The following is a 19,316-nucleotide window of genomic DNA, read 5'->3' on the forward strand; positions in this document are numbered from 1 at the left end:
TGGGCCGGAGGCGCCTGCGGCCAAATCCTTCGGCCCTAAAAGAACCGCAGGGGCCGGAGGCGCCTGCGGCCAAATCCTTCAGCCATAAAAGAACCGCAGGGGCCGGAGGCTCCTGCGGTTCGACATCGACCCGGAAATGTTTAAAAGAACGTGATTATATAAACCAAATTTTTTCGCAGTGCACAACCCCTATTTTGCGTTATTTACTCAAAACATGCGGGTGTGGACGCCAAGCCACAACCGGCGGCCGGGCTGGCCGTAACCGTCGGCCGTTTCATAGCGCGTATCCGTTATATTATCGAGCCTTCCGTACAGCTCAATATGCTCATTTACAGCATAACGGACCCGGATATCGGCGATGGCATAGCCCTTCAGACGCGTCGAATTGGCCGCATTGTCGAAGCTTTCTCCTGACAGGCGAATTCCGCCGCCGAGGTGAATTTTTTGCGACGCAGCATATTCCACATTGAAATTGGCCAGGAAATCCGGCCGGCGGGCCAGGTGGTTGCCGACATAACCGGCCGACTCGTTGCGTGTCGACAGGCTGCTGGCATTGCCGCTGAGGGCGAGGGCGTCGCCGACCTGCTGGCGCCATTCGAGTTCGACGCCCTGTGCCTTTGCACGCGCGATATTGGCGTAGGTGAAGGTCGAATTGTCGAAGTCGATCAGGTCGCGCACGGTTCGCGTGAAAAGGGAAAGCGACACCTGGCCGGCGCTGTAGGTGAAGTCGGCGCCGCCGTCGATGTTGAGGCCCTTTTCCGGCTTCAGCGTCGCCGTGCCGTAGTCGCCGTAGAGCTGGTAGAGGCTGGGGATCTTGATGCCCTGGCCGGCGCTGGCGTGCAGACGCCAGCCGCCCGACAGGGGCAGGCTGAGCGAGGCCTGGGCGATATCGAGGCCGCCGAAGCTCGACGCGTCGTCATGGCGCGCCGACACGGTCAGGTCCGCCGCACCGATGGCCTGCGCCACCTGGCCGTAGAGGCTGCTGACGGTCATGTCGTGGGCGCTGAGCGGCGAATAGGTCGAGGCGGTGCGCATGTCGTCGCGCTCCCACTTGGCGCCGGCGAGGAAACGCGTCGTGTCCGACAGGCGATAGAGCAGGTGGTAGTCTGCCGCCAGCAGCCGGCCGCGGCCGGTAAAGGTCGAGGCGCCGGTGTCGTCATAGAGGTCGCGGCTGGTTTCGGTCAGGTTGACCGACAGGTTTTGCGAACCGTGGGCGAATGTATTGGTCAGGCCCAGCGCGCCCAGGGTCGTGTCGCTCTTGCTGTATTCGCCGTCGTCGCCGAAGGCGTAGGACGGCGGCACGAAGCCGTCCGTGTCGGTGCGGTTGTGGGTGTGGGCCGCCAGGACGTTCAGCGTGGTATGGGCGTCGAAGGCATAGCTGGCCTTGCCTGACAGTTGTGTCTGGGTGAAGCCGTCGCGCTCGGTGCCCTGGTCGTAGGCCGAGACGCCGCGGTCGTTATAGGCCGATGCGAAGAGGCGCCAGTTGAGGCCGCCCGACTTGCCGCCCAGGCCGAGGCGCGCCGAACCGTACTGGTCCAGGCCTTCCAGCGACAGGTCGCCTTCCAGCGGGGCGCGGGCCTGGCGCGTGGTGATGCTGACGACGCCGCCAAGTGCGCCCGAGCCCCACAGGGTCGACAGCGGGCCGCGCAGGACTTCGATGCGCGCCGCGTCGCCGACCGACAGGAGGCCGGCATCGACGCCGCCGCCGACCTGCGACGGATCGTTGAGCGCGATGCCGTCGATCATGTAGAGGGTGTGGTCGGCGCCGGCGCCGCGGATCGAGGTCGAGCCCGATGCGCCCGGGCCGCCATTGCTGACCAGGCTGAGGCTGGTGGTACGCGCCAGCAGGTCGGTCAGGTCCAGCGACTGGTAGTTCCTGATGTCGGTTTCGGTGATGACATCGACGGCCTGGCCGACGCGCGACACCGGCAGGGGCTCGCGCGTCACGGTGACGACGACATCTTCAGCGTGGGCAAGGGCAGGGAGGACAAGCGCTGCCGCCGCGGCGGACAGAAAAAGGGATTTCGACATGAAAGGTCGGCTTTCGGTCAGAAACGAGAGCCGGACAGGGGCGACGACGCGCGTGACCTGCCGGTTCACAAAACACATCGTCTCTAAAGGGAGGCTTCCCCGTTCGCCCGGCACACCTCGACCCGGCAAAGGACGACAGCCACGGCAGGTCTCCTGACTTGCGTCTCGGGCGCTCCATCGTCGTCTTCCCCGAGGCTTCAGGTGACCGGTAACGATGAAACTCGACGCTTACAGTTGCGAGGACAGTCCGGGACTTACACCCGGTTCCCTATTCTCTTCCCTCCCGGGAAGCACCGCTGGCACGCCCGGGCCTTACGGGGGCGGGGGGCGCGCGTCAACCCTGCCCGGACCGTTACCAACAGGGCTGTGGCGTATCGGTCACGCCTCTTCGGGCGTCAGGGTCTGGAGGCTGAGGGCGTGGACAGGCCCCTTCAGTTCCTCTGCCAGCACGGTGTTGACCTGACGCTGGCGGGCCACACGCGACTGCCCTTTGAAGGCTTCGGAGACGATAGTCACGGAAAAATGGCTTTCGCCCCCTTCACGCGCGCCCGAATGCCCACTATGTTTGGCGCTGTCGTCCTGGATATCCAGGCGCACAGGGGCGAAGGCCTGGTTTAGCTTCGATCGGATACGATCAGCGACACTTGCCATGGTCAGGCCTCCCAAGCCCGCGAAATCAAACGTTGTTAAGCTTTAAGGGTGATATTTCATCATATGAGCGATGAATTTAAGTACAAGCCCCGTTTCATGGACATGCGTATTCGTCCACCGAAAGAAGGCGAAGAGAAGACCCGTCGTCCCGAGGACGACGTGTTGCAGCTCAAGCCGGGGCAAAAGCCGTGCGAATGGCCCGAGTGCCACAAGGCCGCGACGGCGCGTGCGCCGAAGTCGCGCGAGATGATGAACCAGTACTATAACTTCTGTACGCTGCATGCGTCGGAATACAACAAGAACTGGAACTTCTTCTCGGGCATGTCCGAGGGCGAAGCCCGGCGTCATCGCGAATCGATCTCGACGGGCGACCGTCCGACCTGGGCCTTCCGCGCCTCGCGCCTGTCGCGCGAAGCGGCGAACATCGCTGCCAAGGGCACGCAGGCCAAGGGCTTCTACGATCCGCACAGCGTCTTTGGCGCCGGCGCCGCGCCGCAGCGCGAAGCCCCGCGTCCGGTCGAGAAGCAGTACGGCAAGATCGAACGTCAAGCCTTTGCCGACCTGGACCTGGAAGCCGGGGCGACCTGGGACCAGATCCGCGTGCGTTACACCGAGCTGCTGAAGCGTTGCCACCCGGACAATAACGGCGGCGACCGCTCGGCCGAGGACAAGCTGCAGCGGGTGATCAAGGCGTACAAAGTCCTCAAAAAGATGCAGACGTCGTAAAAGCCCTGAATTTGGCGATCTGCGTCGCAGTCGTCGCTTGCGGGTATTTAAGTATACCCGCTGCGCTAGCCGGCTAGCATCTCATCCAAATTGAGGGCTTTTCCGGTCCGCGCGGGTTGTTGGCTGGTACTCCGCAACGCTCTTGCCAAGTTCTGACATATAGGCCTCCTAATCTTCGGATCAGGAGGCCTTGTCATGTCCGAACACCATACCGGCGGGTGCCAGTGCGGCACCGTCCGCTTCATCGTCGAGGGCGCGTTGGGGCGCGCCTCGATCTGCCATTGCCGCATGTGCCAGAAGGCCTTTGGCAACGCCTTCGCCCCCTTTGTCTCGGTGCGCGGGGCGACGCTGACCTGGACCAGGGCCGAGCCCGCGCGCTTCCAGAGCTCGAACCTCGTCAAGCGCGGCTTTTGCCCCAACTGCGGCACGCCGCTGACCTATGAGGCCCCGGACGGTACGGCGCTGGCCATCTGCGCCTTCGACCATCCCGAAACCATCGTTCCCGACATCCAGTACGGCGTCGAGGCGAGGATCCCCTGGGTGGCGCACGTCAATGACTGGCCTGTGCGCACGACGATGGAGGACCTGGCGGAAGCTCCGTTCCTTGACGAGATCGTCAGCTACCAGCATCCGGACGCGCCTTAACGCGGCCTTGGTTCCGGGCTATACTTCCGCCATGGAAACGCTCGCACCCTGGTCGGCCTTCCGCCGCGCCGCTGCCCGGCCTGCGGTCACGGCCCTTGTCGCCATGGCGGCCGGTGCGGCGATCGGGCTCAATCCATGGGCCTTGCTGTGGGCGGCGGGTGCGTGGGTCGTCCATCGTCGCGCGGCGAGCGAAACCCTGCGGTTCAAGGTCCTGGCCTGGGGCCTGTGCGCCGCGACCGGTTTCGCCATGGTCGTCCACATGGTAGCCGGCCAGATGATCATGGGCGGCCTGTCGGCGGTCGCGGCTGTCACCACGCTGTTCGTCGCCTTTCTCCCTGATGCGGCCGACCTGATCGACAACGCGCAAATGACCCGCCCATCCAAGCCCTGACACTTTTTAACTCAATCGCCGCATGGCTCCTCGCACGAGCTCGGGGCGCGCGGTCGCGCTTGCCCAAAGGGCGTAAGCCCTTTGGGAGTTCAAAAAAGTCTCGAAATGTTCACATAGAGGGTTGTGTCAGGGGCTTGAAAAGCTTAGCTGAAACCCTGTCCGTACCGTCCGTTGAAAGCGAAAGAAGTCATGTCCGCCGAACTTGAATATGCCGATCCGCTGCTGAACCTGAAACCCGACAAAAAGGTCAGCATTCGCGAGGTATTCGGCGTCGATTCCGACATGATGGTGCCGGCCTTCAGCCACCGCGACAGCCACGTGCCCGACATCGACGAGGCTTACCGCTTCGATCCGCAGACGACCCTGGCCATCTGCGCCGGTTTCGCCTTCGATCGTCGCGTCATGGTCCAGGGCTTCCACGGCACCGGCAAGTCGACGCACATCGAGCAGATCGCGGCGCGCCTCAACTGGCCGCTGGTCCGCGTCAACCTCGACAGCCACGTCTCGCGGATCGACCTGATCGGCAAGGACGCCATCGTGCTCAAGGACGGCCAGCAGGTCACCGAATTCCGCGAAGGCATCCTGCCGTGGGCGCTGCAGCGCCCGGTCGCGCTGGTGTTCGACGAATACGACGCCGGCCGCCCGGACGTCATGTTCGTCATCCAGCGCGTCCTGGAAGCGCAGGGGCGCCTGACCCTGCTCGACCAGAACAAGGTCATCAAACCGCACCCCTTCTTCCGCCTGTTCTCGACGACCAACACGATCGGCCTCGGCGACACGACTGGCCTCTATCACGGCACCCAGCAGATCAACCAGGGCCAGATGGACCGCTGGTCGCTGGTGACGACGCTCAACTACCTCAGTCACGAGGCCGAGGTCGGGATCGTCCTGGCCAAGGTGCCGGAGTTCGATACGCCGGAACGCCGGGGCATTATCGACGCCATGGTTCGCGTCGCGGACTACTCGCGCTCGGCGTTTGCCAATGGCGATATATCGACCGTCATGAGCCCGCGGACCGTCATCACCTGGGCGCAGAACACCCTGATCTTCAACGACGATCCGGAACTGGCCTTCCGCCTGAGCTTCCTCAACAAGAGCGACGAGCTGGAGCGCCATACCCTGGCTGAGTTCTACCAGCGCGCTTTCGGCAAGGATGTGCAGGAATCGGCGCTGAAGGTCCGGGTGATCTAAATTCCGGACTTCGGAGTGGTATGGAGGTCCGAGCTGACCCCTCCACCGCTTCGCGGTCCCCCTCCCCATCAAGATGGGGAGGAGAATTCTCGCAAGACACTCCTCCCTACGCGTAGCGTGGGGAGGGGGACCGCGAAGCGGTGGAGGGGTCCTTTCCACAAGCTCCGTACCTCCCATTCACCCTCGTTCCCGCCGCCATGCCGCCCAAAACGACCATCCTGTCCGAACCGTTCCGCAAGGCGCTGACGCACTCGACGCGTGCGCTTGCCGAGTCGCCGGAGCTTGAGATCGTCTTCGGCGCCGACGGCCCGCGCCGCGACGGCAACAAGCTGATCCTGCCGCATCCGCCGCGCGACCTAGCGCCAAAACAGGCCCAGGCCGCACGCGGCGTCGCCGACCGGGCAGCCCTGCGCATCGCCCACCACGACGACAGCATTCACGCCCGCGCCCGGCCGCGCGACGACGCCTCGGCGGACGCGTTCGACGCCCTGGAAGAGGCGCGCCTCGAAGCCGTGGGCGCCCGTGCGCTCATGGGCGTGCGCCAGAACCTGCATGCCGCCATGCTGACCGAGCTGGAGCGCAAGGGCACGGGCCGCAAGGAAGACAAGGCCGAGCTCAACTTCGCCGAAATGTTGGGCCATCTGGCGCGCGAACGCCTGACCGGCGATCCCGTGCCGGGCCTGGTCGACCGCGTCGTCAACCTGTTCCGTGGCGATATCGAAGGCAAGGCCGGGGCGCGGCTGGCCGAGCTGCTGCCGCTGATCCACGATCAGAAGCGCTTCGCCGACGCGGCGCGGAAAGTGTTGACCGACCTCGACCTGACCGACGACAGCCTCGACGCCGAACGGGAAAAGCAGGACCGCGGCGAGGACGAGCAGTCCGAAGGCGAGGTCGACGCCGAGCCCGACGACAAGGACGACACCGAGACCGAGGACGAGGCCAAGCCCGAGGCGCCGGAAGAGCGTGCCCAGGGCCAGGACCAGGCCGAGGAGGGCGAGGACGACTACACCCAGATGCAGGGCGACCCGCAGATGGCGTCGGAATCGGCCACGGACGAGATCCCCGACGGCGAGGCCGGCGAGGCGCAGTTCCGCGACGAACAGGCCCCTGAAGGCAAGGCAAAGCCGGAATACGAGATCTATACCAAGCAGTTCGACGAGGTCGTGACCGCCGAAGAGCTGTGCGACCCGCAGGAGCTGGAGCGCCTGCGCGGCTTCCTCAACGCGCAGCTGGCGAATCTGGCGAACGTGGTGTCGCGCCTGGCCAACCGCCTGCAACGCAAGCTGATGGCGCAGCAGAACCGGTCATGGAATTTCGACCTGGAAGAGGGCGTGCTCGACGCGGCGAAACTGACGCGCGTCATCATCGACCCGTCGGCGCCGCTGTCGTTCAAGCAGGAAAAGGACACCGAGTTTCGCGACACGGTGGTGACGCTGCTGCTCGACAATTCCGGCTCGATGCGCGGCCGGCCAATCATGGTCGCCGCCATGTGCGCCGACATCCTGGCGCGGACGCTGGAACGCGTCGGCGTCAAGACCGAGATTCTCGGCTTCACCACCAAGGCGTGGAAGGGCGGGCAGTCGCGTGAGGCCTGGGTGCGCGCGGGCAAGCCGCAGGCGCCGGGGCGTCTCAACGATCTGCGCCACATCATCTACAAGGCGGCCGACAATCCGTGGCGGCGGGCGCACAAGAACCTCGGCCTGATGATGCGCGAGGGGCTGCTCAAGGAAAATATCGACGGCGAGGCGCTGCAATGGGCCTATTCGCGCCTGGTCGGCCGGCCCGAACAACGCAAGATTCTGATGGTGATTTCGGACGGTGCGCCGGTCGACGATTCGACGCTGAGCGTCAATTCCGGGCACTATCTCGAAAACCATCTGCGCAAGGTGATTGCCGATATCGAAGGCGCCAATCGCGTCGAGCTGGTGGCGATCGGCATCGGCCACGACGTGACGCGGTATTACCGCCGGGCCCTGACGCTGATCGACGTCGAGCATCTGGCGGGCGGGTTGATGGATAAGTTGACGGAACTGTTTAGCGAGCCCTAGGGGGGATATATGAGGCGCTGGCATTCTTCTTTCTCCTCCCCATCGATAGATGGGGAGGGGGACCGCGAAGCGGTGGAGGGGGCGAAGCTAAAGGAAGAGGACAGTTTCGGGCCTGCCTTGCGCTTGCTGAGGCTGTTCTCCGGTTCCATTCACCGCGTACGGACGGATGGCGCGAAGCCAAAGGAAAGGGACCCCTCCACCGCTCCGCGGTCCCCCTCCCCACCTTCGGTAGGGAGGAGAGGCTTGGCGTCGGTTCTCGGCGTCTGCGCTTTGATCGGCGCTGCTGGTTTCGCCCACGCCGAGCCCATCCCCTACACCCAATCCGCCACGGTCAGCTTTCGCACCCTGCCGGCGGTCGCCGATCCCAAGCCGCTCAACGCGCGCGTCCACTATGTCGGCGGCTATGAATTGACAGCGCACGGCACGGACATGCTGGTGGGTTTGTCCGACCTGCAGATCGAGCCGGACGGGGAAACCCTTCACGTCGAGGCCAATTCCGACTGGGGCTGGATCGTCCGATTCGACCTGAAGCCCGACGGCAAGGGCGGCATGGCCGACAGCCTGCTGGAGATCGATCAGTTGCGGGGCACGGACGGCGAACCCTTCGCCGACAAAACGTTCGGCGACGCCGAGGACCTGGCCTACGATCCCGTGACGCACGACCGTTTCGTATCCTTCGAAGGGCAACAGCGTATCATCCGCTATCGCGCGCCGCAGACCTTCAAAGGCCAGGGCGAGGTCCTGCCGGTGACGGGGCTGCCGCTGTTTCCGGCCAACCAGGGCATGGAGGGGCTGACCTATATTCGCGAAAAGGACGGCGATTCGCTGCTGATCGGCGTCGAATCGGGCGGCTTCTGGCGCTGCCCGGTCAAGACCTGGGCCTGTACCGAAGTCCACGGCCCCGCCGTGCCGGGCTTTCTCTACATGCTGACCTCGCTGGCCGTGCTCGACTACGACGATCCTCAGCGCGACCACGATATCCTGACGCTCTATCGCTACTACGACCCGTTCACCGGGCCGCGCAACGTGCTGCGCCTGACGCGGCTGGAAGGCGATCAACTGGTCAAGGTCGAGGAGCTGGCCAGGATTGCGCCGCCCCTGCCTTACGACAATTACGAGGGCGTGGCGGCCCTGCGCACCGCCACCGGCTATCGCATCTACCTGGTCTGCGACGGGCTGCACGCCGGCGACAAGCCCAAGATCCTGGTGTACGACTGGGACATGTAGCCGTGTCTCTTTCCAGGCTGCCGCGCCTTGAACGCAGCACCAGGCGCGATATGAGGGTGGCATGATGGATGCCTGGCTTAGAGCCGTCTGTTTGTGGATCGCCGTCTTTGCCGGGACCGTCGCCCTGGCTTGCCTGTTTTTTCCGCCGGTGCGGCTGATCCTGGTTCCGGCCACGGCTTTCGTCGCCGGAACGGCCGTGGTTCTCTTCCTGAGGATTTTGTTCAGCCCGGCCTGCCGGCGGGGCATCAACGCCATAAACGAAGACATGCAAGGAAGCGGTTCCGGGCGGGGACGGCCGATAAGATTTCGGGATCCGGACTGGGGGCTGTTTGGCCGCAGGGCCGGCACGGCGGCACTGCTCGGGGTGCGGGCCGTTCTTTTTCTCGGGATGATGCCGCTGGCCTTGCTCCAGCACTGGGTGGGCATGGACGTGGTCAAGCTCTGGGTCGCCGGCACCTTCGTCGCCATGGAACTCAGCATTATATACGCGGCGCTGTCGCGGCCGGCGGCATAGCCAACAAAAAACCCGGCCTTGCGGCCGGGCTTTCAGATATTCGGAAACCGAAAAAGGCTTAGGCGGCGGCTTGCGCCAGCTTGTCCTTGATCTGCTTCTTCAGGCGACGGGCGCGCAGGCTGAGGTCGGCGTCGTCGGCCTTGATCAGGAAGGCGTCGAGACCGCCGCGGAAGTCGAGCGTGCGCAGGGCGGCGTTCGAAACCTTCAGACGGAAGGACTGACCCAGCGCATCCGAAACGAGCGCGGTTTGACGGAGGGACGGCAGGAAGCGGCGCTTCGTCTTGATATTGGAGTGGCTCACGGAATGGCCGACCATCGGGCCTACACCGGTGAGTTCGCAGCGACGCGACATGGTATCCACCTTGACTAATAGAATGACGGAGACGCCCGCGGCGGACCGGGGCTGTCGAAGAGGCGCTTCCATAACCAAAGCTTGGGGGCAGGTCAAGCATAAAACCGCCTTGTGACGCCACCGCCTTCGCGCCGGGCCTGCCGCCGATCTCAGGAGAGGGCGCGCAAGTCGCCGGCGTCGGCTTCGTCCAGGTAGATGAATTGCGGCGCCTTCACCCCGGCGCGTTTGCGAATCTCGACCAGGCGGTCCGATTCGAAAAAACGCCTGGCCGCGTCCGCCGAAGTCCACTGGGAAAAATGGATGACCTTGTTGGGATCGGCATGGTCGCGCAGCACCTGAAACCGGCGTTCTCCGGCCTCATGGCGAATATCGGCGGCGTCGTCGAATACCGTCTTCCAGGCCGTGTAGTCTTCGACTTCGTGGATGATCAGAACGAAATCGCTCATGTACAGGGTCCTTAAAGGCAAATCCGGCGGCACAAGCCTCTTGCGGCCCGCCAAGTGGCGCAGCATAGTCCGGAAATCGGGGAGGGGACATCCATGATTGCAAAATTCTGTTTGCCGGCGGTGCTTGCCGGTCTTCTGTTCGCCACGGCCGCAGGGGCGCAGGCCGGCGTGGAGGCGCACGACGCCCCGCAGCCGGCAGGGGGCGGAACCGCCAGCATCAGGACGCTGCCCGACGGCCGCACGGTCGCCACTCTTAACCGCAGGTCGAAGACCTGCAAGGCCGGGCAGATACCCATCGCGACGGGCGGGCCGGCGACCATCACCAACACGAAGGGCACCAGGACCTACCCCAAGGGCGTCCTTATCTGCCTCGATCCGGCCGATTTCGGCGGCGGCGCCAGGGTGAGTGTCGAGGGCGGCACGGTCGTCGTGAAACCCGAAACGCCGGCCACCCCCGCACCCTGAGTCCGGGCGTCAGCCGGAAGCCGCTGCCCAATCCCGGGTAAGCCGCACCGTGGCGCAGGCCGGGACGCCGCCGCGCCCTGTCCCGTTATAATGCGCACACAGCCGTTCCCCGGATTTCAGGGCCTCGATCGCGGCCCAGCCCAGATCCTTCAGCGGCACCTTGGCGCGCCCGGTCCAGGCCGGGCCCGATTCGCCGTGGATGCACAGATAGACGAAGCGCCCGGCGGGCGGGCCCTGCACGCAAGGTCCCAGCAGGCGGGGGCGGCCGTCGGGCAGGGCGCCGTCGACCGTCACCGCGAAGTCGAACGCTTGCGCGTCCGCAGACCGGCGGGCGGGCGGCAAGAGCACGGCCTTGGCTGTGGCGCCCTGCTGCAGGGCCATGGCGAAACCGGGGACCGGGTGGTCGACGACGATGCGCAGGGGCAGCTCGAAACGGTCAGCGCGCATGGCCGGCCTCCATCAGGTCGGCGGCCTCGTCCAGGCCGCGGAGACGCGCAATGTCAGCCGCCGTCTTGCCCGCCGGATTGCGCACGCCGGGATCGGCGCCGTGTGCCAGCAGGATGCGGACGACATCGGCGGCCGGGTCTTCGTCTTCGGGCAGGCAGAACAGGTGCGTCGGGCTCTCGTCGCCGGCCAGGGCATCGGCGATCCGTTCCGGCTCGGCGTCGAGCACGGCGTTCAGCCGGCCGGTCAGTCCCAGCCAGCACAGGCCCCGGACGTCACGGCTGAGCGGCGCCAGGCGCGCCGTCAGGTGGGGATGCCCCAGGACGCGCGACCAGGTCAGCGGCGTGCCGTTCCACCGCCTTTCGCGCCGGTCGATATCCGCGCCGGCCGCAAGCAGGCGGTCGACGGCCTCGAGCGAGCCTGACTGCACCGCGCGGTGCAGTGGCCCGATGCCGTCGTGATCCAGCGCTTCGACCTGGGCGCCGAGGTCGAGCAGCAGGGCGACGGCGGGGGCGTTGCCGAGCTCCGCCGCGGCCAGCAGGGTCGCGGGGTGGCGGATCAGCTCGGGCTGGGCGGCCAGCAAGCCCTGTGCGGCGGCCGCGTCATGGCGCAGGACGGCGGCGCGGAAGGCGTCGATCCCGCTCAGGGGGACGGGGGCCGCGCCGTGGCGTTCCAGCAGGGCCACCATGTCGAGGAAGCCCGATAACTGCGCCATGGCGTGGATGGGGCGCTTGGAATAGGCGTGAGGCGCATTGGCGTCGGCGCCGCGCGCCAGCAGCCATTCGGCGCGGCCGATATGGTTCTGCCCCACGGCATTGCCCAGCAGGTAGTCGAGCGTGCTTACCCCCAGGTGATGGCCCAGCCGGCCTTCGCCCTTGACACGCCAGGCGTCGAGCACGCCCCTGGCCTCGGCATACCGCCATAGCACGTCGTACCAATGGGTGTCGGTGCCGACGATCGACACATTGTACAGCGACTGGGAATCGTAGGCGTCCGCCCCGGCGTCGATCAGCAGCGCCACCAGCGCTTCGGCCTGGGGGTGGCTGGGGCGCGCGCCTTCGCCGAGGCGGATGGCGCCGGTCAGCACCTTGAACGGCGTCTCCCAGTCGTCGGTGAAGCCGAAATTCGGGTCGGCGCCGGCCGCCAGCAGCCGGCGCGCGATCGTCACCGCGTTGACGGGATCGAGCCGCCCGTATGTGACATAGGCCAGCGCCGTCCATTGCCGCGCGCCGCCGGTGGCGTGCGCGGCCCCGGGATCGCGCGCCAGGCGGTGTTCGACGCCCGCCACGTCGCCGCACAGGGCCGCCGTGAACACGCTGTCTTCGGCGATCGCAGGATCGCGACTGACGATGCGTCCGGCCAGGGCAGCATCGCCGTCCCAGGCGTGGCGCAGGACGATGTCGATGCGCTCGGCCCGACTTCGGCGCGCCATCGCCAGGTCGTCGACCGCCGCCTTGAGCGCGATCCAGCCGTCGTGGCCGTATTCCCGCGCCAGGGCGTGCTGGACGTCGCGCAGGGCGGGCCCGGCCGGGGCCGAGGGCCACGCGTCCGCCAGGCGGCGGCGGGCCTCGCCGTCACCGGCGCGCAGGGCCTTCAGCCAGCGCTTGGCGTCCTTGCGCAGGGTTTCGAGCGTGGATTTCGAGGTGAGCGAGCGGCTCATGGAAACCTTCCTTCCCATTGCCAGACGTCCGCTTACGAAAGGCCGGAAGAAGGGTTCGTAAGATCAGTATTCATCTGGATGGGAGCCGGCTCCCTTGCCGCGGACAGGCGGCGCTCCAGTGGCGCGCTGCCGGAAGACTACGAATGGCGGGCGCTTTTGTCAAACCCTGTCGCCGGCCCGGCGGGCCATGGCTTGGGTGATATAATGGCTGACGATCATGTTGTGCTCCCGGCTTGCCCGGGCAATGGTGTCTTCCAGTGCCGCCGGCGGGGAATGCAGGACCTCGGCCACCAGGGCGTCGAAGCCGGGCTGGGTGACCCGCGCGCCGCCCCTCAGCATCGACCGCTGCAACACTGCGTGGGCTATGACTTCCAGCGCCGCGCGCCGGTAGGGATCCGACAGCAGGACAGCCAGGTCGCGTTCGGAAATGTCGAAGGAAAAGCCCGTGCTGACGAAGCCGGATTCGACGGGAATGGAGTAGACCAGCCTGCCGCCGGCCTCGTCGACGTGCGGCTCATAGCCATCGCCCAACCGCCGGATGCCGGACACATCATCCTCCTTTTTTTTCAAAAGCTTATCCTGGCCGGCTGGGCGATCAGGCTGTCCGGGCGAGCGGTGCGTCCGGCAGGGCGGAGCGCTGCTGGGCCTTGACGACCGTCATGGTCGTCCGGATCAACATCTCCATCTGCCACCTGGCTTCGGCGTCATCGCGCCTGGCGATGGCCTCGACCATCGGGACATAGGTGTTGGCGGTGCTGCGTACATCGATGTTCAGCGCGGCCCGATAGGTATGAGACCAGGAAATGGCCGCTTCGATCGAGTCGATCAGCGGCAGGAAGGTCTGGTTCCTGGCGGCCTTCACGATGGCGGTGCGAAACTGCAGGTCCGCCCGCCGCGCGGCTTCCTCGGTCCGGTTGTGCGATCGCATGACGTCGAGAAGCCTGCGCAGGTCGTCGATGTCGTCGCCGTCAGCGCGCCGGGCGGCCAGGGCGGCGGCCTGGGGCTCGATAATATAGGTCAGCTCGAGCAGGGCGCTGACAAAGGCCGTGTCCGGATCGCTCAGCCGCATCCAGGACAGGATGAGCGGGTCGAGGAGGTTCCAGCGCGAGCGGTCGCTGACGATCGTGCCGGTCTTGGTCCTCCGCTCGATCAGGCCCGTGGAGACCAGGACGCAAATGCCCTCCCGGACCGCTGTGCGCGATATTTGCCAGTGCTGGGAAAGGGCGATCTCGGTCGGCAGGGCTTCGCCGGGCGCGTACAGCCCCTTGACGATATCGACGCCCAGCCGCTGCGAGATAAAGTTCGAAAGGCGCGGCAGGTGAGGGCAGTCGGCCATGATGTGACCGGTACCAAACTTCTGAGACGTATCCATTTTCATGTTTTATGCCGCATTATCAGGGTGCCGGAGACATCAGGCGATTTATTGTATGAGTATAAAACCTGAATCCGTGCGGATTGAAAGCGTTTATTTACGTTGGGGCATGGGATAACAATTTTGGAAGACGCCGGATTTGGAGCCCGGCGCTATGCAAAACCCCGACAAAGTAAGGTGTTTGAGGCGAACAGGGAGGGCGATGTGTTTCGGGGAGGCCTGCGATCGAGGAAAAATTCGGCCGAAACGTCCCATGTTATAACATGATCCGGTGCGTGGCCGGGCCTATATTTGCATGACGAATATGGCCGGGGGAGAGCCGGGGCCGTTTCTGGCGGAATGAAATCACGAGTGCCCGCGGCGTCGTGCGGCGTAGCCCCTTCCGTCCACCCAACGCCCCGGCTTCGGGTAGCCACCGTCCCCGCTTCGCAGGGAAGGCATTAAGAGCTACGGTCCTGCCGTTGAGGCTGGTCGCGCTTCAGGCCTTGGGCAGCGGCGCCGTCGACATGCGTTCGACGATTTCGAACGGATGCATTTCCCAGACCGGCTCGAAGGCCATGCCGCTGCGTTGGGCGCGGACCTGTTGCAGGACAAGATCAACGGCGCGGACAGCCATGTCCTTTGTCGCCTGGTGGACCGTGGTCAGTTCCGGCCAGACGGTTGTCGCGACGGTGGTGTCGTCGAAGCCCACGACCGACAATTCGCCCGGCACGGAAATGCCAAAGCTGTGCGCATTGGCCAGCACGCCCGCGGCCATGTCGTCGTTGGAGGCGAAGATCGCGGTCGGCCGCCTGGCCAGCCTCAGCAGCTCGGCCGACGCGTTGAAGCCGGAATGGTAGTCGAAATAGCCCTGCACGATAAGCTCGGGATCGGCGTCGAGACCGGCCGTGTTCATGGCCGCCATGAAGCCTTCGGTGCGAAAATCGGTGGCCCGGTTATTGGGGTGCCCCTTGATGAAGCCGATGCGCGTGTGGCCCAACTCGATCAACCGCATGGTCATGGCAAACGCTGCCGCCTTGTCGTCAATGCTGACGATGGTGCGCCCTGCCGGCTGCTGGGCGGCGGCGATGCCCACGGACGCCAGCCCCAGGGCCTCGAGCGCGGCGGCGACGCGGTTGTAGTTCGACAGGGGCGCGGGCAGAATGACGCCGTCTATGCCGGACCCGCTGAAGTGTTCCAGCGCCTCGACCGCGCCATCGGCGTCGGGACAGGGGTGGAGGCTGACACGGCAGCCGCACCGGCCGCCTTCCATGAGGACGCCGAGCAGGACTTCATTGAGATAGGCGGTCGAGGGATTGGAATACAGGACGGCCAGCTGGACGGGCGTGCGGGTCGCCAGGTTGCGGGCTGTCTGGCTGGGGGCGTAGTTCAGTTCCTTGATCGTCGCCAGGACCTTCTGGCGCGTCTCGTCCCGCACGTTCTTTTCGCCGTTGATCACCCGCGACACGGTCATGGGGGATACGCCGATATGTCTGGCTACGTCATGGATAGTCACTGCATTCCGGCCTTGCCGTGCGGGTTTTTGCGGTGTGTCGGTATCCATGGGGCGGCGGCGAAACTATTCCAATACGCGATGTCCGGATAATAGCCCCATAAGTGTCATTTCTTAAATTGGTTTTTATGGGGCTGTTTCGCAGGGCGTCCTGCGCGACTGGCTTTCAAACGTAACGCGACTGGCGTGGACCGGTCAGGCCTTCGATCTTGAGGTAGAATGGCGTCGAGCGATAGCGCAGCCGTCCGTTTCGCACCCCCGGAGCAGCGGCGGGAGTCGCGGCGTCGCGCCCGTGCGCCGCGGAGTTGGGCGCGGCAAGCTCCGGCGCTGCCGGAAACAGCGTCCTGGCGACAGCGCGGCTTTTGCGGGCCTGGTTGAAAATCGACATTGGGGTGTGGCCTTTCGGGCCGGGACGGAGCAATGACTGCGGTCCCGCCACCATCAATATAAGGTCCATGGTCGAATAAACCAGAATTTTTGGCGATATAAGGCGCTTTTATCGCTTTAATTCACGCCATTTATTCAACATCGTCATGTATTGATTGTGTAATATTTTCTCAAATATTTTTTGTGAGACCGCGGGGGCGAAATTTTTTTTGCAAATTATTTTTATGAGATCGAATTATTTTATGAAAAACATTGTAATTTCGCCAACCACGTGTCATTATTCCGCCATTCGAAAGCAGACCTGACGGTTTGCCGGTCATCTCGGGCCATCTCCCAAGCATCGCTGATTTCGGAGCCGCCGCGCAATTTCGCGCGTCGATAAAGCACGTCTTCGTGCGACACTATAAAAGGAGGCCACCATGGCCAACGGTACAGTTAAGTGGTTCAACGCCACCAAGGGCTTCGGCTTCATCCAGCCGGACGCTGGCGGCAACGACGTCTTCGTGCACGTTTCGGCGGTCGAAAGCGCCGGCATGCGCACCCTCAACGAGGGGCAGAAGATCGCCTACGACGTTACGCTCGACCGCGGAAAGACATCCGCCGTCAATCTCGCCAACGCTTAATCGCGTTGCTGGCAGGCGCGAATGAACCCGCGCCTGCCGATCCCTTCAAGAAAAGAAAAAAATGCCCTCCCGTATTCCCGTAATCGACGCCTGGGACGACATCTGGCCCACCCTGGGCGAGCCCGGCGTGGTGCACGAAAACATCCCCGTCCGTTTCAACATCGCTCCACGCGGGCAGAGTTGGGAAGTGTTCCGCAACGCCGCGTTCTGGGGAATTTTTCGCTGTCGCGACGAGGCCCTGACCTGCGTGCGCACTGCGATGCAACAGATTTTCGAAACCGGCGCCGCGGCGCAACTGCGCTTCGCGGTTTAGGCAGGAGGTGCCGCCATGTGGCGATCGGTAACGGCGGCAATTCTCCTTACAGCCCTGTCCGGATGCTCCCCCAGGGCCTCTGCGCCGCCCGTGCGCATGGCGACCGCGGACGCGACTCCACTGGATGACCTTGTCAAGACCATCGCCGCCGACGAAACTGCGGCGGCGAAGTCGTGTCTCGACGGTAAGGCGTCTGCCTGCAAAGACCGGGACTACGCGATACGAAGCCTTAACGAGCGGGGCTATTGCCGCGATACACCCCAGTCGGCGTGGGCGAGGTGCCAACCGCCGGCCCCTGTCGAGGACGGGTTATCAAAGGCCAGATAAGGTCAGGCCTTCGTCCTTGCCCCCGGCTTAACCCTTGGCTTTGGCCCGCGCTTTGGCGCCCATAGGGCGACCGGCATTTTCGGCCTTCGGGACATTGGCCCGCTGCGCATTGTCATTGTCATATGGTCCCCATCCATGGCGACTGAGCCAGGCGGCGACCACACCATGTCCGTCTTACTTTCAACGGTGTGCGAGACCACATCAACTTTACGCGCGCGATGTTAACCTCAACGAACATGCGCCAGGCCGACCCCCCACAAGCGTCCGGGAAAACGTCCCTCAGGACTTTGCTTGCCTTGACGGCGGCGGCGCTGGCCGTGGTCGTCCTGCTGCAGCTTCACGTCCATCTTGACCTGCAACCGCTCAGGGATCTGGTGGCGGCGTCGAAGCACGTCAGCTCGGCGCACCCCCTGGCCTTCGCCGTTATCTTTTTCTGCGCCTATGTCGTGACGACGGCGATGTGCATCCCGTTCGAAATCCCTTTCGCCCTGCTTGCCGGCGCCTTTTTCGGCCTGGCCGGCGGCGTCGTCGTGGCGTCGTTCGCCTCCGTCATCGGCGCGACGATCGCGTTCCTCCTGGCGCGGCATCTGCTGCGCGACAGGTTGCAGCGGCGTTTTGGCTCAAGGCTCGAAGCGCTGAACAGGGGCTTCGCGCGCGACGGCATTGTCTACCTGATCAACCTGCGCCTTCTCCCGGTCGTGCCGTTCTCGCTGTGCAATCCGCTGATGGGGCTGACGACCATGCCGGTGGTGACGTTTTTCGCCGTTTCACAGGCGTGCATGATTTTCGCGACGGTGATTTTCGTCAATGCGGGAACGCAGATTGCGACACTTCAGACGACGGACGACATCATGACGCCCCGGATGCTGGTCAGCCTGGCGGCGCTGGGCGTCCTGCCGTTTCTGGCGAAGGTCGTCCTCCGCGCCGTCGCTCCGGACCGCTCAGGTCCGTTGGCCGTGAAATGACGCGGCCTGCGCGGTCGGTCGCGTCCTTCGATATGGACGAGGCGCCGGACACCGCGGAAGCGCATGCGGCGCGGCCGTGGATTTTCGATTTCGCCTGGCGCGACGGCCGGCTGCATATCCGCAAGACCGGCATTTCATTGCCCGTCAGCAAGGCTCTGATCCATGAGATCGGGCAATGGGTGTTATATCTGGCGGTTCTCTATGGTGTCGCCGCCTGGAGGCTGGTGAGCGGCCGCCAACGCAAACGTATTTGGTTCGCGCCCGACCGGCCACGCCCCTGGTATCTGGTGCGCGGCGCGGCGATCTGGTCGGGCATCGACGTCGCGGCGACCCCGGAAACGGCGGATGCCGCCATCTATTTCGACGACAGCACAACGGGACATGCCCCTGCCGTCCACGCCGCCCCGAAGCGGTTGAACCACGGCTGCACCGATATCAGCAAGAGCCGCGTCGCGAGCGTCTTTGAGGAGGTTTTCGGCTATCCGCTTACGGTGGATCCGGAAAAGGTCTCTGGCGAGATCGTGGAAAAGCCCGAGAAAAACGGCGTCCACGCCGGCCGCATCGTTATGGCGCCCCTGAGGCCGAAGACGGGATTTACCTACCAGCGCGTCGTCGATACGCGGGATACGCAGGGATGCTGCCACGATCTTCGCACGCCATGCGCAGGCGGCCGCCCCGTCGTCGTCTGGATCAAGGTCAAGACCCCGGAAGGCCGATTTTCGATCAACAACCGCAGCGCCGTCCTGGCCGATCCCGCGCGGGTCTATACGTCCGAAGAGCGGGAACGCATGCGCGTGTTTTGCGAGCGCATGGGGCTGGATTGGGGCGGTCTGGACATACTGCGGGATCGCAACGACGGGCGTATCTATATCGTCGATGTCAACAAGACCGATCTCGGGCCGGTGATCGCCTTGTCCTGGCGGGACAAGGTCGTTTCGATGCACCGGCTGGCGCGGGCTTTGCGGACCCTGATCGGATAACGGTGCCGATCGGCCGGCAAAAAAGTCCTCCGGCGAACCGCAGATGACAGGGGATTACCGGGGGAT

The 19,316-nt window shown here is 64.7% G+C and carries 22 protein-coding genes and 1 riboswitch; of the genes, 12 read left to right on the top strand and 10 right to left on the bottom strand.

Annotated elements, in window-relative coordinates:
- Positions 1-207: 207 nt before the first annotated feature.
- A complete protein-coding gene (locus AB8717_RS05565) occupies positions 208-2,031 on the bottom strand; it encodes a TonB-dependent receptor plug domain-containing protein (RefSeq protein WP_443750042.1) in 1,824 nt (607 codons plus the stop codon).
- Between the two features lie 126 nt (positions 2,032-2,157).
- A riboswitch (cobalamin riboswitch) is annotated at positions 2,158-2,345 on the bottom strand.
- 64 nt (positions 2,346-2,409) lie between these two features.
- Positions 2,410-2,682, bottom strand: a complete 273-nt coding sequence (locus tag AB8717_RS05570) for a BolA family protein (RefSeq protein WP_443750043.1) — start codon at positions 2,680-2,682, stop codon at positions 2,410-2,412.
- A 63-nt stretch (positions 2,683-2,745) separates the two neighbouring features.
- On the opposite strand from AB8717_RS05570, the gene AB8717_RS05575 reads away from it, so the two are divergent.
- From AB8717_RS05575 to AB8717_RS05605, 7 genes are all read left to right on the top strand, one after another.
- Positions 2,746-3,408, top strand: coding sequence for a J domain-containing protein (locus AB8717_RS05575; RefSeq protein ID WP_443750044.1), 663 nt, complete (start codon positions 2,746-2,748; stop codon positions 3,406-3,408).
- A 195-nt stretch (positions 3,409-3,603) separates the two neighbouring features.
- A complete protein-coding gene (locus AB8717_RS05580; RefSeq protein WP_443750045.1) occupies positions 3,604-4,053 on the top strand; it encodes a GFA family protein in 450 nt (149 codons plus the stop codon).
- Positions 4,054-4,084: 31 nt separating this feature from the next.
- A complete protein-coding gene (locus AB8717_RS05585; RefSeq protein ID WP_443750046.1) occupies positions 4,085-4,444 on the top strand; it encodes a hypothetical protein in 360 nt (119 codons plus the stop codon).
- A 189-nt stretch (positions 4,445-4,633) separates the two neighbouring features.
- Complete coding sequence (gene cobS, locus AB8717_RS05590; protein ID WP_443750047.1) at positions 4,634-5,635, top strand: cobaltochelatase subunit CobS; 1,002 nt, start codon at positions 4,634-4,636, stop codon at positions 5,633-5,635.
- A 197-nt stretch (positions 5,636-5,832) separates the two neighbouring features.
- The gene (gene cobT, locus AB8717_RS05595; RefSeq protein ID WP_443750048.1) at positions 5,833-7,683 is read left to right on the top strand and encodes a cobaltochelatase subunit CobT; all 1,851 of its coding nucleotides are present in this window, start codon (positions 5,833-5,835) and stop codon (positions 7,681-7,683) included.
- A 243-nt stretch (positions 7,684-7,926) separates the two neighbouring features.
- Positions 7,927-8,910 (top strand): esterase-like activity of phytase family protein, encoded by a 984-nt coding sequence (locus AB8717_RS05600; protein ID WP_443750049.1) that lies wholly within the window; start codon positions 7,927-7,929, stop codon positions 8,908-8,910.
- Between the two features lie 61 nt (positions 8,911-8,971).
- The gene (locus AB8717_RS05605) at positions 8,972-9,424 is read left to right on the top strand and encodes a hypothetical protein (RefSeq protein ID WP_443750050.1); all 453 of its coding nucleotides are present in this window, start codon (positions 8,972-8,974) and stop codon (positions 9,422-9,424) included.
- A gap of 58 nt (positions 9,425-9,482) precedes the next feature.
- On the opposite strand, the gene rpmB is transcribed toward AB8717_RS05605, so the two are convergent.
- Complete coding sequence (gene rpmB / locus AB8717_RS05610) at positions 9,483-9,776, bottom strand: 50S ribosomal protein L28 (RefSeq protein WP_443750051.1); 294 nt, start codon at positions 9,774-9,776, stop codon at positions 9,483-9,485.
- A 149-nt stretch (positions 9,777-9,925) separates the two neighbouring features.
- A complete protein-coding gene (locus tag AB8717_RS05615) occupies positions 9,926-10,222 on the bottom strand; it encodes a putative quinol monooxygenase (RefSeq protein ID WP_443750052.1) in 297 nt (98 codons plus the stop codon).
- 93 nt (positions 10,223-10,315) lie between these two features.
- On the opposite strand from AB8717_RS05615, the gene AB8717_RS05620 reads away from it, so the two are divergent.
- Positions 10,316-10,687: a hypothetical protein gene (locus AB8717_RS05620; RefSeq protein ID WP_443750053.1), complete on the top strand. Its 372-nt coding sequence runs from the start codon at positions 10,316-10,318 to the stop codon at positions 10,685-10,687.
- A 9-nt stretch (positions 10,688-10,696) separates the two neighbouring features.
- Here AB8717_RS05620 and AB8717_RS05625 read toward each other — a convergent pair whose 3' ends face one another.
- The 6 genes from AB8717_RS05625 to AB8717_RS05650 form a co-directional block, all read right to left on the bottom strand.
- Positions 10,697-11,134, bottom strand: coding sequence for a DUF5990 family protein (locus tag AB8717_RS05625; protein ID WP_443750054.1), 438 nt, complete (start codon positions 11,132-11,134; stop codon positions 10,697-10,699).
- Positions 11,124-12,791, bottom strand: a complete 1,668-nt coding sequence (locus AB8717_RS05630) for an ankyrin repeat domain-containing protein (RefSeq protein ID WP_443750055.1) — start codon at positions 12,789-12,791, stop codon at positions 11,124-11,126. Before AB8717_RS05630 ends, AB8717_RS05625 begins: the two co-directional genes overlap by 11 nt.
- 159 nt (positions 12,792-12,950) lie before the next feature.
- On the bottom strand, positions 12,951-13,361 hold the full coding sequence (locus AB8717_RS05635) for a hypothetical protein (RefSeq protein ID WP_443750056.1): 411 nt from the start codon (positions 13,359-13,361) through the stop codon (positions 12,951-12,953).
- 25 nt (positions 13,362-13,386) lie between these two features.
- Positions 13,387-14,127, bottom strand: a complete 741-nt coding sequence (locus tag AB8717_RS05640; protein ID WP_443750057.1) for a FadR/GntR family transcriptional regulator — start codon at positions 14,125-14,127, stop codon at positions 13,387-13,389.
- 514 nt (positions 14,128-14,641) lie between these two features.
- A complete protein-coding gene (locus AB8717_RS05645; protein WP_443750058.1) occupies positions 14,642-15,616 on the bottom strand; it encodes a LacI family DNA-binding transcriptional regulator in 975 nt (324 codons plus the stop codon).
- Positions 15,617-15,821: 205 nt separating this feature from the next.
- Entirely contained in the window at positions 15,822-16,043 is a 222-nt protein-coding gene (locus AB8717_RS05650; RefSeq protein ID WP_443750059.1) for a hypothetical protein, read from the bottom strand.
- 418 nt (positions 16,044-16,461) lie between these two features.
- Between AB8717_RS05650 and AB8717_RS05655 the strand changes: the two genes are divergently transcribed.
- From AB8717_RS05655 to AB8717_RS05670, 4 genes are all read left to right on the top strand, one after another.
- On the top strand, positions 16,462-16,665 hold the full coding sequence (locus AB8717_RS05655; RefSeq protein ID WP_443750060.1) for a cold-shock protein: 204 nt from the start codon (positions 16,462-16,464) through the stop codon (positions 16,663-16,665).
- A gap of 61 nt (positions 16,666-16,726) precedes the next feature.
- Positions 16,727-16,978 (top strand): hypothetical protein, encoded by a 252-nt coding sequence (locus AB8717_RS05660; protein WP_443750061.1) that lies wholly within the window; start codon positions 16,727-16,729, stop codon positions 16,976-16,978.
- A 623-nt stretch (positions 16,979-17,601) separates the two neighbouring features.
- Entirely contained in the window at positions 17,602-18,270 is a 669-nt protein-coding gene (locus tag AB8717_RS05665) for a TVP38/TMEM64 family protein (protein ID WP_443750062.1), read from the top strand.
- Positions 18,267-19,250: a hypothetical protein gene (locus tag AB8717_RS05670; protein ID WP_443750063.1), complete on the top strand. Its 984-nt coding sequence runs from the start codon at positions 18,267-18,269 to the stop codon at positions 19,248-19,250. Before AB8717_RS05665 ends, AB8717_RS05670 begins: the two co-directional genes overlap by 4 nt.
- The last annotated feature ends 66 nt before the right edge of the window (positions 19,251-19,316 follow it).

Origin of the sequence: Asticcacaulis solisilvae (assembly GCF_052327315.1) — a bacterium.
GTDB lineage: Bacteria > Pseudomonadota > Alphaproteobacteria > Caulobacterales > Caulobacteraceae > Asticcacaulis > Asticcacaulis solisilvae_B.

Coding starts and splice junctions, on each gene's coding strand:
- AB8717_RS05655 (WP_443750060.1), top strand. CDS start 16,462: ATGGCCAACGGTACAGTTAAGTGGTTCAACGCCACCAAGGGCTTCGGC.
- AB8717_RS05630 (WP_443750055.1), bottom strand. CDS start 12,791: ATGAGCCGCTCGCTCACCTCGAAATCCACGCTCGAAACCCTGCGCAAG.
- AB8717_RS05570 (WP_443750043.1), bottom strand. CDS start 2,682: ATGGCAAGTGTCGCTGATCGTATCCGATCGAAGCTAAACCAGGCCTTC.
- AB8717_RS05615 (WP_443750052.1), bottom strand. CDS start 10,222: ATGAGCGATTTCGTTCTGATCATCCACGAAGTCGAAGACTACACGGCC.
- AB8717_RS05565 (WP_443750042.1), bottom strand. CDS start 2,031: ATGTCGAAATCCCTTTTTCTGTCCGCCGCGGCGGCAGCGCTTGTCCTC.
- cobS (WP_443750047.1), top strand. CDS start 4,634: ATGTCCGCCGAACTTGAATATGCCGATCCGCTGCTGAACCTGAAACCC.
- AB8717_RS05620 (WP_443750053.1), top strand. CDS start 10,316: ATGATTGCAAAATTCTGTTTGCCGGCGGTGCTTGCCGGTCTTCTGTTC.
- AB8717_RS05660 (WP_443750061.1), top strand. CDS start 16,727: ATGCCCTCCCGTATTCCCGTAATCGACGCCTGGGACGACATCTGGCCC.
- AB8717_RS05650 (WP_443750059.1), bottom strand. CDS start 16,043: ATGTCGATTTTCAACCAGGCCCGCAAAAGCCGCGCTGTCGCCAGGACG.
- AB8717_RS05670 (WP_443750063.1), top strand. CDS start 18,267: ATGACGCGGCCTGCGCGGTCGGTCGCGTCCTTCGATATGGACGAGGCG.
- AB8717_RS05625 (WP_443750054.1), bottom strand. CDS start 11,134: ATGCGCGCTGACCGTTTCGAGCTGCCCCTGCGCATCGTCGTCGACCAC.
- AB8717_RS05605 (WP_443750050.1), top strand. CDS start 8,972: ATGATGGATGCCTGGCTTAGAGCCGTCTGTTTGTGGATCGCCGTCTTT.
- rpmB (WP_443750051.1), bottom strand. CDS start 9,776: ATGTCGCGTCGCTGCGAACTCACCGGTGTAGGCCCGATGGTCGGCCAT.
- AB8717_RS05645 (WP_443750058.1), bottom strand. CDS start 15,616: ATGACCGTGTCGCGGGTGATCAACGGCGAAAAGAACGTGCGGGACGAG.
- AB8717_RS05640 (WP_443750057.1), bottom strand. CDS start 14,127: ATGGCCGACTGCCCTCACCTGCCGCGCCTTTCGAACTTTATCTCGCAG.
- cobT (WP_443750048.1), top strand. CDS start 5,833: ATGCCGCCCAAAACGACCATCCTGTCCGAACCGTTCCGCAAGGCGCTG.
- AB8717_RS05575 (WP_443750044.1), top strand. CDS start 2,746: ATGAGCGATGAATTTAAGTACAAGCCCCGTTTCATGGACATGCGTATT.
- AB8717_RS05580 (WP_443750045.1), top strand. CDS start 3,604: ATGTCCGAACACCATACCGGCGGGTGCCAGTGCGGCACCGTCCGCTTC.
- AB8717_RS05585 (WP_443750046.1), top strand. CDS start 4,085: ATGGAAACGCTCGCACCCTGGTCGGCCTTCCGCCGCGCCGCTGCCCGG.